Here is an 11,333-nt window from a genome sequence, read left to right as displayed (position 1 = left end):
CGGATACGGAAACCTCTTTAGAAAAAGATTTCAGTCATTTTTAAACAGGCTCTTAATATTAGACAATTTATCAGTGGGCAATACGGGTCGGAAAGCATACCACTGGTTCAGATCAAGAGTAGTTTCCAAAATAGAGAATTCATCATCCGGATCAATAGTCACATACATCAGAGGTTCGCGGATATGACGGCTCTGATAAATACTATCAGTCACAAAACGTGAATAGAAAGTCACAAAGTCTTCACTTTTTCCCTGTTCTATCTGTCTCTGATTGATGGCCTCCAGCATCCATGCCCCTTTGATTCGCTCAAAATAATACTTCCGTACCATGCGATCCTTCAGAAAGATCCACTCCACCTGCACAGAGGCAAGCGCTGTGTCACCCACTAAATCCAACTCCTCTTCATGATCAAAAAGCAGCGTATAGTAACTTTGCCGGGTAAACAAACAATCATGCACCCACTCTGCTTTCTTAATTTTTAATAAAGTATCAGCATTGTGATAAGACAACGGAAACTTTGTCCGCTGCTGTTGAAAAATACTGTCTGAAGCATAAGCATAAATGAAATCATCAAATAACTCATCTGCCTCTATCGGTTCCGGTTCGTCATCGGCCTCTACCTGCATCACCGTATCAGCTTTGCACGAAACTGAATCCACCATATCGCTGATCGTCATAAAGGGGTCTACCTTTGTGTTTCTATTTCCACAAGACAGAAGAAAAACAAAAAGGCACACCCCTGCTCCTATTTTCCTCATCCTCTACTGAACCAGAAAGATCACTTATTCAGTTTAGCTTTCAACTTCTCAAGCATATCCACTGTCATAGTCTCCAAATTATATTGTGGCTTCCAATCCCATTCTTCACGGGCACATGAATCATCCAAGCTATCCGGCCAACTGTCAGCAATAGACTGCTTCAATGGATCAATTTCGTACACCATTTCAAAATCGGGCTTGTGCTTCTTAATTTCCTGATAAATCTGTTCTGGGTCAAAACTCATAGAAGCAATATTGAAAGCGTTCCGATGCTTCAAACGTGCCGGTGCTGCTTCCATCAATGAGATAGCGGCATTGAGCGCATCGGGCATATACATCATATCCATATAAGTGCCCGGTTTCAGAGGACAAACGAATTTTTCTCCCTTCACCGCCGAATAGTATATATCCACAGCATAATCAGTTGTTCCACCTCCCGGAGGCGTTACATTCGAAATAATCCCCGGAAAACGCACCGAACGGGTATCTACTCCATACTTCGTATAATAATAATCACTCAGCAATTCAGTGGTCACCTTCGTCACACCATACATGGTTCGAGGGCGCTGAATCGTATCCTGTGGTGTTTGCACATGCGGAGTGGCTTCTCCAAATGAGCCAATAGAACTCGGAGTAAATACAGCACAACCATATTCACGAGCGACCTCCAATACATTCCACAAGCCATCAATACCAATCTTCCAAGCCATAGCCGGACGACTTTCAGCAACTACCGACAGCAAAGCGGCCAGATTGTAAATCGTATCAATCTTAAACTGTCGTGCCACAACTTCAATAGACTGACGGTCTGTAACATCGGCAATTGCCGATGGTCCCGTTGCTTTCAGTTCCCCTTTGGGCATAGCACTCGGAATGTATCCAGCTATAACATGGTCATCACCATAGCGTTTACGCAACTCTAATGTCAGCTCCGAACCAATTTGTCCGGTTGCTCCAATTACCAATATATTCTTCATACGCCTTATTTATAAGATCCCTATCCGTTAGAGACGCGCAAATATACATACTTTTTTTTCATTTTTCTATCATATTGCTATTGTTTATTTGAAGAAAAATCATGTCCTTTGTATCGTATAGTATTAATATGACATTTTTTAAATTACAAAATTATGTACGGGAAAATAAAAGAACACCTCAGCAACACACTTGCTGAAATCAAGCAGGCCGGTCTTTATAAAGAAGAACGCCTGATAGAGAGTGCACAACAAGCCGTCATCTCAGTAAAGGGAAAAGAAGTTTTAAACTTCTGTGCCAACAATTACCTTGGCCTGTCCAATCATCCGCGACTGATTGCTGCCGCCCAAAAAATGATGGATCACCGTGGTTATGGAATGTCTTCTGTCCGTTTCATCTGTGGCACACAAGATATACATAAAGAATTGGAAGCTGCTATCTCCAACTATTTCAAAACAGAAGATACAATACTCTATGCTGCTTGCTTCGATGCCAACGGAGGCGTATTCGAACCTCTCCTCACAGATGAAGATGCCATCATTTCCGATGCCCTGAACCATGCTTCCATCATCGATGGTGTACGCCTGTGCAAAGCCAAACGTTATCGCTATGCCAATGCAAACATGGAGGAACTGGAGAAATGCCTGCAAGAAGCTCAGGCACAACGTTTCCGTATCATAGTCACCGATGGTGTGTTCTCTATGGACGGCAATGTAGCACCCATGGATAAAATTTGTGATCTGGCAGAAAAATATGATGCTCTGGTAATGGTGGATGAATCACACTCCGCAGGTGTAGTAGGACCTACAGGACATGGAGTAAGTGAATTATACCAGACTTACGGACGTGTCGACATTTATACCGGAACATTGGGTAAAGCTTTTGGTGGTGCAATGGGTGGATTTACCACAGGTCCCAAAGAAATTATCGACCTGTTACGCCAGCGCAGCCGTCCGTATCTGTTCTCCAACTCCGTAGCTCCAGCCGTAATAGGCGCAGGAATCGAAGTGTTCAAAATGCTGCAAGAAAGCAATGAACTGCACGATAAGTTAGTAGATAATGTTAATTATTTCCGTGATAAGATGACTGCAGCCGGATTTGATATCAAACCGACCCAAAGTGCCATTTGCGCCGTAATGCTGTACGATGCCAAACTGTCTCAAGTGTATGCGGCACGTATGCAAGAAGAGGGTATTTATGTAACCGGATTCTATTATCCTGTAGTTCCGAAAGACCAGGCACGTATCCGTGTGCAAATCTCAGCCGGACACGAAAAGGAACATCTGGACAAATGCATTGAAGCGTTTATTAAGGTAGGGAAAGAACTGGGAGTATTAAAATAAATACGTGAAGAAGTAATGACTATATAATCTGTCTTTCCGGATTTTGTCTGAGCATCTGTTCTCTGCCTCATATCATAAGAAGCAAGACAGTTCCTTCCTCAACAAAACTCAGAAAGACAGATTATGAATATTTATCGTTCGCCCAACTTGGCATCCACAAAGAATATACCAGAAGCACCGGCTTTCTTAATCTTGTCAACAATACCGGCAGCTGTAGCTTCTTCTTCTACTTGCTCACGAACAAAACCCCACAAGAAATCCTGAGTTGCTTTATCCTTTTCAGCAGCAGCCACATCAACCAACTTGTCTATCATTTCAGATACACGACACTCGTGTTTATAAACTTGTTCAAACACTTCCAATGGAGTACCAAAATCATTAGGAACAACATCCACCTTGTCAATCTTGGCTTTACCACCACGCTTAATCACGTAATCAGCCAATGCGCAAGCATGTTCATTTTCCTCGTTCCATTGCTTCTTCAACCAATGGGCCATACCACAATAACCTTCTTTCTCCATATAGAAAGACATTGCCAAATAAAGATTAGCCGACCACATTTCAGCTGTGATCTGCTCATTAATAGCATTCTGTAATTTTTCAGTAATCATAATTATACTTTTTAATTAATTTGAAATCATTACAAAAATAACAATGATACATGCAGGTTGTTCATATAATAACATTTTTTATATAAAAATCCGGATTACCTCATGTTTCCCCTACTTGAACAGTGGCATTAAAATCCATATCCATTATACCAGTTCTTCCGAAATATATCCTTTCGGTAGTTCACGGCAATTATAACCGGAAGCCATAATCTCACCATAAGCACCGGCAGAACGCAATGCCAGCAAGTCCCCACGCTTCACCTTATTCAGGTCTATCGCCTTACCGAAAACGTCTGAAGATTCACAAACCGGCCCTACGACATCATAAGTTTCAATAGCATCTTCCGAAGTGATATTTTCTATTTTATGATAAGCCTGATACAGTGCAGGACGAATAAGATCAGTCATTCCGGCATCAAGAATAGCAAATTTCTTATTCACTCCCTGCTTCACATAAAGCACACGGGAAATCAACGAGCCGCACTGTCCGGTTATGGCACGTCCCAATTCAAAATGCAGGGTTTGCCAGGAACGCAGTTTTAAATGCTCGGCATAAGTAGAGAAATAGCTCTTAAAATCAGGTATTGCCTGACGGTTAGGGTGTTTATAATCAATTCCTAATCCCCCACCGACATTGATATGCTCAACACGGATACGATGCGCTTCCAATTTATCCTGCAATTCATTAATCCGGTTACAAAGAGCGACAAAATCACCCATATCCAGAATCTGAGATCCGATATGAAAATGCAGACCGATAAACTTCACATTCTTCATCTCCAGTGCCACATCTATCACATGCTCCATATCCTGCATGCTGATTCCAAATTTATTCTCTGCCAGGCCGGTAGTGATATTGGCATGGGTATGAGCACCCACATTGGGATTGATGCGAAAAGCCACATTTGCCACTTTACCTTTAGCCTCAGCCAATTCATTGATGACTTCCAGTTCAGGAATTGATTCTACATTGAAACAAAAAATCCCATAATCTAATCCGAGATTAATTTCCCAGTCAGCCTTGCCCACGCCGGCAAATACAATCTTATTTGCCGGGAAACCGGCCTTGATAGCCGCACGCACTTCACCGCCACTCACACAATCGGCACCCAATCCATTCTCACGAATAATAGAAAGCACTTTAGGATTGGCATTCGACTTCACTGCATAATGCACATCAAAATTGCCATACTTACCAGCTTCCGTACGTACACAAGCAAGAGTGTCACGCAACACTTTCGTATCGTAATAATAAAACGGTGTACGCAATTCACGAAATTTTTCTACGGGGAATATTCCTTTCATATTTTCCATCTGAGATATAATATATTTCTTTGTTTAGCTGAGAGCCTGCTCGCTATATTTTCTTCAAAGCATATTTCATTCAGGCTCTAAAAAAGAGCGCCTTTACTGTTTTCCGATAAAAGCGCTCATATAGTATTGGGGTAATCTTCTATTTATTCTTTGTTAAACAATACATCGCTAAGCGACTGCAAGGCCTGCTTCTTGTCACACTCCCGAATAAGGAAGGAAATGTTATAATTGCTACCTCCAAAAGAAATCATTCGTACCGGAATGTCGCGCATGGCATCCAATGCCTTAGCCTCAAATCCGACATTTTCCCATTCCAAGTCGCCCACTACGCAGACAATGCACATGTTTTTGTCTACAGTCACCGTACCGTACTTCTTCAAATCATCCAAGATTTCATTGAGATGTTTTGTATTATCAATAGACACAGATACTCCTACCTCAGAAGTACAAATCATATCAATGGAAGTCTGATAGCTTTCGAAGATCTCAAACACTTTACGCAGGAAACCATGCGCAAGCAACATACGGCTGGATTTTATCTTGATGGCCGTAATATTATCTTTTGCGGCAACTGCCTTTATTTTGCCTTTTTCAGTATCGTTGGAAATCAAAGTACCGGGAGCGGTCGGTTCCATTGTGTTCAGCAGGCGTACCGGAATATGGGCGTACTTGGCTGGCTGTATGCAGGTAGGATGAAGAATCTTCGCACCAAAGTAAGCCAACTCGGCTGCCTCTTCAAAATGAAGATGACGCACAGGGGCGGTTTTGTCTACAATACGCGGGTCATTGTTATGCATGCCGTCAATGTCTGTCCATATCTGAATTTCAGAAGCGTTGATGGCGGCACCAATCAGAGAAGCAGTGTAATCGCTTCCGCCACGTTGCAAGTTGTCGATTTCCCCATAAGCGTTACGGCATATATATCCCTGAGTGATATAGATTTCAGCTTCCGGATACAACTCCAGTTGCACATGAAGTTTATCCTTGATATAAACAGGATCGGGTTCCGCATTTTTATCAGTACGCATATATTCCAGTGCCGGAAGCAAAATGGATTTCACGCCGCATTCCTGCAAATAGAAGTTCATCATCGCAGTGGAGATCAGCTCACCTTGCGCCAAAACTACTTTTTCTTCAAACAGAGTAAAGAGATCTTTTGTGTACGAACGAATGTAGTCAAAATGAGATTTTATCAGTTCCAGACCTTTCTGTTTGTACTCAGGAGTAGAATACAACTCATTGACATGCTGTCTGTATTTGGCCTCCAGCGTATTGATAATCTCATTGGCTCCCTCCGGATTTTTCTTGTAGAGATAGTCCGAAATTTCCACTAATGTATTAGTCGTACCTGACATAGCCGAAAGAACAACGATCTTCCGCTCGCCATCGGTAATCAATTTGGCTACTTCCTTCATCCGTGATGCGGAACCTACAGAAGTACCTCCAAACTTTAAAACTTTCATCTTCGTTCCTAATATTAAATGATTATATATTATTATTTGTTTCTTCTGCAACGGATGCAGTTCCCGAATATTCGGATGTCACATCCATTATCCGATGATCCGCACAACGATAGACTTGCCCCGGAAACTCATGCAGCAATCGTAAGTTGTGCGTAGTCATTACAACCAAAGATCCTGCACGGCTGATATTATGCAACAATTCTACAATGTCACGTCCAGTCTCAGCATCCAGATTTCCGGTCGGTTCGTCTGCCAGCATAATTTCAGGAGAATTAAGCATGGCACGCGCAATGACGACACGCTGCTGTTCCCCTCCCGAGAGTTCATTAGGAAATTTATATCCTTTATTGCCCATACCCACTAATGCCAACACTTCGTTGATGCGGTCTGTTATCTCCATCTTGTTCTTCCAGCCGGTAGCTCTTAGGACAAAGGCAAGATTATCATTCACCGTACGGTCGGTCAGCAATTGGAAATCCTGAAACACGATACCCAATTTCCGGCGCAGTTGCGGAATGTGTTTACGCTTGATACGTTTCATATCATATCCTAACACCATCGCTTCGCCGGAGATCACATCCAATTCGCCATAGAAGGTTTTCAACAGGCTGGTTTTTCCTGAACCTACCTTGCCAATCAGATAGACAAATTCTCCTTTCCGCAACTCAAGATTCACCTGTTCCAACACACACAAATCTTGCTGGCATACTTCCACATCTTTATATTGTATCAGCGGTTCGAGCATTTTCAATTATCCAGTTTCCTATGTTAAGTTTTCAATCAATGTTTCTTCCACGAACCACTGTGGCGCACCTGCAACTCACGTGCCAAATCTTCAATGCTGTATCCTTTGGACGTAAGCAATACGATAAGGTGATAGATTAAATCAGCCCCTTCGTAAATCAGCCGTTCATCGGTACCATTGCATGCTTCGATCACTGTTTCCACAGCTTCCTCACCTACTTTCTGCGCCATCTTATTCACACCAGACTCAAAAAGGCTGGTCGTATAAGAACCTTCGGGCATCTCTTCATGACGTTTGGTGATAAAATCCTGAAGATGCTTCAGGAACATAACAGGCTGCTCATTCTTCTCACCCCAACATGTGTCTGTGCCAGTATGGCAAACAGGTCCTGCGGGATGCACCTGAATCAGCAATGTATCCTTATCACAATCCTCCTTCATGGAAACCACATGCAGAAAATTGCCACTCTCCTCACCTTTCGTCCAAAGACGGTTCCGGGTACGGCTGAAAAAGGTTACTTTACCGGTTTCCACCGTTTTGTCATAAGCCTCCTTATTCATGAAGCCCAACATCAACACCTTAGCAGTATCCGCATCCTGTATGATTGCCGGAACAAGCCCGTCCATTTTATCAAAATCCATATAGATAGTAGATAGTTATTATATTATTAATCGTAAAACACCACACAGCACGGTATGGCCATATTCATCACTTTCATATCATCCGCATCGGTATTCCTCGGGCACAAAGATACGATTTTAAATCGGGAATTTTAATTTCTCCGAAATGAAAAACACTGGCAGCCAATGCAGCATCTGCTTTTCCCTGCAAAAACACATCGCTGAAGTGCTCTTTTTGCCCGGCTCCACCAGAGGCTATGACCGGAACCGAAAGAAGATCAGACATCTTGGCAAGTGCCTCATTGGCATATCCGGTCTTTACACCATCATGGTTCATGCTTGTGAAAAGTATCTCTCCCGCACCACGTTCCTGTGCCTCTTTGGTCCATGAAAACAACTCTTTGTCCGTCTCCACACGACCACCATTCAGGTAGCATCGCCAACCGTCGCTATTCTGCCTGGCGTCTACAGCCACCACACAAACCTGAGACCCGAAGTTTTTAGCTATTTCGTCTATCAGTCCGGGATTACGGATGGCGGAAGAGTTGATGGAAATCTTGTCTGCACCGGCATTCAGCAAACGGTCCACATCGCCCAATTCATTGATACCCCCTCCAACCGTAAACGGGATGCTGATATTGGCTGCAATGCGTTTTACCAATTCGGCAAACGTCTTACGACCTTCAAAGCTGGCCGTAATGTCCAGAAACACCAGTTCGTCTGCCCCTTGTTCGCTATAGGCACGCGCCAACTCAACCGGATCGCCCGCATGACGCAGGTTCACGAAGTTGGTACCTTTCACAGTCTGTCCGTCTTTTATATCAAGACAGGGAATTATTCTTTTTGCTAACACCTTACTAATTTATGAATTACAAATTATAAATCTTTCGATTTCTTTCATCGTGACGCGCCCCTCATACAGTGCCTTACCAAAAATTACAGCAGGCACACCCGCATCAACCAATTTATGGATATCCGCCATGCCACTTACACCGCCACTGGCTATCAGATAAAGTCCGGGATGTTGTTCCAGCATTTCCTGGTACAACGCGATGGACGGTCCTTGCAACATGCCGTCACAACTGATATCAGTACAGATCACCTTACTGATCCCAGCCTCCACATATCCCTTCAGGAAAGAGAACAATTCGCAAGTGCTTTCATCTTTCCATCCGTTCACAGCTATCTTGCGGTCTTTTACATCTGCACCGAGAATGATCTTCCCATTGCCATAAACATTCAGCCAACGGGTAAACAGCTCAGGGTCCTTCACGGCAATACTACCTCCCGTAACCATCTGCGCCCCGTTTTCGAAAGCTATCTTCAAGTCTTCATCACTCTTTACTCCTCCGCCGAAATCTACAGCCAAAGAGGTTTGGGAAGTTATCCGGTTCAATACCTGATAGTTGACAATGTGATGCGAAGCCGCTCCATCCAGATCCACCACATGCAAACGACGGACACCGTGCGCTTCCATCTCCTTGGCAACTTCCACCGGATTCTCATTATACACCTTCTTACTGCCATAATCTCCCTGGGAAAGGCGTACGCATTTTCCATCAATGATATCTATTGCGGGAATCAGCTCTATCATGGGTTACAACTTTAAAAAATTATGCAAAATACGTTCTCCTACGCTACCACTTTTTTCCGGATGAAACTGAGTGGCGTAGTAATTATCTTTATGCAATGCCGCACTGAAAGGATGGATATAGTCCGTCACAGCCGCAGTACATTCGTTGACCGGCACATAGAAACTATGCACAAAATAAACAAATTCCTCTTTTGTAAAACCGTCGAACAAAGCGCTTTTCGTCTCAGCAATCGTATTCCATCCCATGTGAGGCACTTTATCTTCATGTTTTTGCGAAATGAAACGCTTCACCTCCGCATCAAAAATCCCCAGACAATCAGTGTCGCCTTCTTCCGAATGGCGACACATCAACTGCATACCCAGGCAAATGCCCAGCAAGGGTTGCCGTAATTCCTTTATCAAAGTATCCATACCGCTGGCACGCAAGAACTTCATCGTCGTCTCTGCTTCACCTACGCCAGGGAAAATAATTTTATCTGCCGCACGCAACACCTCCTTATCGGCCGTAATGGTCACCTCCACGCCCAAACGTTTCAAGGCATGATCCACCGAACAGATATTGCCTGCATTATATTTTATAACTGCAACCTTCATGAGTCTCTATTAGCTGAATATCACTGTCTTATTCTTATATGCCAGAACCTTACGTTCGATATGCTTCTGCACCGCACGCGAAAGGACTATTTTCTCCAAGTCCTTACCTTTATTGACAAGATCCTCCACCGAATCCTTATGGGTGATGCGGACAACATCCTGCTCAATGATTGGACCAGCATCTAGTTCCGTTGTCACATAATGGCTGGTAGCGCCAATAATCTTCACTCCACGTTCGAACGCAGCATGATAGGGCTTGGCTCCTACAAACGCGGGCAAAAATGAGTGATGAATATTGATAATCCGATTGGGGTATGCATTAATCATCTGTTCCGAAATGACCTGCATGTAACGCGCCAGTACAATGAAGTTCACATTATATTTTGCCAACAGTTCCATTTCTTTCTGCTCTTGCTCAGCTTTTGTTTCTTTGGTGATAGGGAACAGGTAAAAAGGTATGCCGAAACGTTCCGCCACATGTTGCAGATCGGGATGATTGCTTATAATAAGAGGTATCTCCACATTCCATTCGCCCGCAGTATATCGTGCCAGCAAATCGAACAAGCAATGCGACATCTTTGAGACAAAGATAGCCATACGCGGTTTTACATCCGAGAAGTAAAGACGGAAAGACATCTCATACTTCTGCGCATACAACGTTTTAAAATAATCTTCAATCTTCTCTTGCGGTATCAGGAAACCTTTCAATTCCCATTCAATACGCATGAAGAAGATATTCTCTACATGATCGACATATTGGTCCAAATAAACAATATTTCCTTTGTTTACTGTTATAAAGTCTGTCACCTCTGCCAATATTCCCGGTTTGTCCGGACAATGAAGCAACAGTTTCGCAGTTTTCATCATATCTACACTATCGTTTGAAATTACAACTTTCTCATTTTGGGTTGGCAAAAATAACTATTTATTGCAAAACAACGAAGTTTTCGAGCAAGAAGTTTAAAATCTACTATAGATTCTTTCGTTCCCGCTATAAAACCGATACAAGTATCCATCCAAAAAACGTTCTTAAGTTCTCCAACTTTTTTCATCATTATAACATTCTAATAATGAGCTACTAAAAGAAAAAGTGATAATTTTAAGCAAAAAAAGTTCTCTATATCTATTGCAGATTTCAAAATAATGCCTACCTTTGCAACCGCAATCGAGAGAGAAAGCAACGATAAAATGAAATGATGGTGCGTTAGTTCAGTTGGTTAGAATACATGCCTGTCACGCATGGGGTCACGGGTTCGAGTCCCGTACGCACCGCAACAAACATTGACTACCAATAGTTTACAAGATTAACACCCCA

The 11,333-nt window shown here is 43.0% G+C and carries 11 protein-coding genes, 1 tRNA gene and 1 pseudogene; 2 read left to right on the top strand and 11 right to left on the bottom strand.

What is annotated here, in order from left to right; genetic code table 11:
• Nucleotides 1-54: 54 nt before the first annotated feature.
• Nucleotides 55-759, bottom strand: a pseudogene (locus QZ323_RS13770) (DUF4348 domain-containing protein); the annotation flags it as partial.
• A 20-nt stretch (nucleotides 760-779) separates the two neighbouring features.
• Entirely contained in the window at nucleotides 780-1,736 is a 957-nt protein-coding gene (locus QZ323_RS13765; protein WP_294635275.1) for an NAD-dependent epimerase/dehydratase family protein, read from the bottom strand.
• A 153-nt stretch (nucleotides 1,737-1,889) separates the two neighbouring features.
• On the opposite strand from QZ323_RS13765, the gene kbl reads away from it, so the two are divergent.
• On the top strand, nucleotides 1,890-3,077 hold the full coding sequence (gene kbl, locus QZ323_RS13760; RefSeq protein ID WP_294635274.1) for a glycine C-acetyltransferase: 1,188 nt from the start codon (nucleotides 1,890-1,892) through the stop codon (nucleotides 3,075-3,077).
• A gap of 131 nt (nucleotides 3,078-3,208) precedes the next feature.
• Here kbl and QZ323_RS13755 read toward each other — a convergent pair whose 3' ends face one another.
• The 9 genes from QZ323_RS13755 to purU form a co-directional block, all read right to left on the bottom strand.
• Entirely contained in the window at nucleotides 3,209-3,688 is a 480-nt protein-coding gene (locus QZ323_RS13755) for a ferritin (RefSeq protein ID WP_294635273.1), read from the bottom strand.
• Between the two features lie 144 nt (nucleotides 3,689-3,832).
• Nucleotides 3,833-4,993 (bottom strand): diaminopimelate decarboxylase, encoded by a 1,161-nt coding sequence (gene lysA / locus QZ323_RS13750; protein ID WP_294635277.1) that lies wholly within the window; start codon nucleotides 4,991-4,993, stop codon nucleotides 3,833-3,835.
• Nucleotides 4,994-5,145: 152 nt separating this feature from the next.
• The gene (locus QZ323_RS13745; protein ID WP_294635272.1) at nucleotides 5,146-6,465 is read right to left on the bottom strand and encodes an aspartate kinase; all 1,320 of its coding nucleotides are present in this window, start codon (nucleotides 6,463-6,465) and stop codon (nucleotides 5,146-5,148) included.
• 22 nt (nucleotides 6,466-6,487) lie between these two features.
• Nucleotides 6,488-7,210 carry an ATP-binding cassette domain-containing protein gene (locus QZ323_RS13740; protein WP_294635271.1) on the bottom strand — a complete coding sequence of 241 codons (723 nt, stop codon included), beginning with the start codon at nucleotides 7,208-7,210 and terminating at the stop codon, nucleotides 6,488-6,490.
• Nucleotides 7,211-7,245: 35 nt separating this feature from the next.
• Nucleotides 7,246-7,857: a bifunctional phosphoribosyl-AMP cyclohydrolase/phosphoribosyl-ATP diphosphatase HisIE gene (gene hisIE / locus QZ323_RS13735; protein WP_294635276.1), complete on the bottom strand. Its 612-nt coding sequence runs from the start codon at nucleotides 7,855-7,857 to the stop codon at nucleotides 7,246-7,248.
• Nucleotides 7,858-7,924: 67 nt separating this feature from the next.
• Nucleotides 7,925-8,683, bottom strand: a complete 759-nt coding sequence (gene hisF / locus QZ323_RS13730) for an imidazole glycerol phosphate synthase subunit HisF (RefSeq protein ID WP_294635270.1) — start codon at nucleotides 8,681-8,683, stop codon at nucleotides 7,925-7,927.
• Between the two features lie 9 nt (nucleotides 8,684-8,692).
• The gene (hisA, locus tag QZ323_RS13725) at nucleotides 8,693-9,424 is read right to left on the bottom strand and encodes a 1-(5-phosphoribosyl)-5-[(5-phosphoribosylamino)methylideneamino]imidazole-4-carboxamide isomerase (RefSeq protein WP_294635269.1); all 732 of its coding nucleotides are present in this window, start codon (nucleotides 9,422-9,424) and stop codon (nucleotides 8,693-8,695) included.
• 3 nt (nucleotides 9,425-9,427) lie between these two features.
• A complete protein-coding gene (gene hisH / locus QZ323_RS13720; RefSeq protein WP_294635268.1) occupies nucleotides 9,428-10,018 on the bottom strand; it encodes an imidazole glycerol phosphate synthase subunit HisH in 591 nt (196 codons plus the stop codon).
• 9 nt (nucleotides 10,019-10,027) lie between these two features.
• On the bottom strand, nucleotides 10,028-10,885 hold the full coding sequence (purU, locus tag QZ323_RS13715) for a formyltetrahydrofolate deformylase (protein WP_294635267.1): 858 nt from the start codon (nucleotides 10,883-10,885) through the stop codon (nucleotides 10,028-10,030).
• Nucleotides 10,886-11,216: 331 nt separating this feature from the next.
• Between purU and QZ323_RS13710 the strand changes: the two genes are divergently transcribed.
• Nucleotides 11,217-11,290 (top strand) — tRNA-Asp (locus QZ323_RS13710).
• Nucleotides 11,291-11,333 lie beyond the last annotated feature (43 nt).

It is taken from the genome of uncultured Bacteroides sp., assembly GCF_910585845.1.
In the GTDB taxonomy this organism is placed as follows: domain Bacteria; phylum Bacteroidota; class Bacteroidia; order Bacteroidales; family Bacteroidaceae; genus Bacteroides.
The sequence above is the reverse complement of the archived record's forward strand: the minus strand, read 5'-3'. Positions and strand labels throughout refer to the sequence as shown.

Coding starts and splice junctions, on each gene's coding strand:
- lysA (WP_294635277.1), bottom strand. CDS start 4,993: ATGAAAGGAATATTCCCCGTAGAAAAATTTCGTGAATTGCGTACACCG.
- hisH (WP_294635268.1), bottom strand. CDS start 10,018: ATGAAGGTTGCAGTTATAAAATATAATGCAGGCAATATCTGTTCGGTG.
- hisA (WP_294635269.1), bottom strand. CDS start 9,424: ATGATAGAGCTGATTCCCGCAATAGATATCATTGATGGAAAATGCGTA.
- QZ323_RS13745 (WP_294635272.1), bottom strand. CDS start 6,465: ATGAAAGTTTTAAAGTTTGGAGGTACTTCTGTAGGTTCCGCATCACGG.
- kbl (WP_294635274.1), top strand. CDS start 1,890: ATGTACGGGAAAATAAAAGAACACCTCAGCAACACACTTGCTGAAATC.
- QZ323_RS13740 (WP_294635271.1), bottom strand. CDS start 7,210: ATGCTCGAACCGCTGATACAATATAAAGATGTGGAAGTATGCCAGCAA.
- QZ323_RS13755 (WP_294635273.1), bottom strand. CDS start 3,688: ATGATTACTGAAAAATTACAGAATGCTATTAATGAGCAGATCACAGCT.
- QZ323_RS13765 (WP_294635275.1), bottom strand. CDS start 1,736: ATGAAGAATATATTGGTAATTGGAGCAACCGGACAAATTGGTTCGGAG.
- purU (WP_294635267.1), bottom strand. CDS start 10,885: ATGATGAAAACTGCGAAACTGTTGCTTCATTGTCCGGACAAACCGGGA.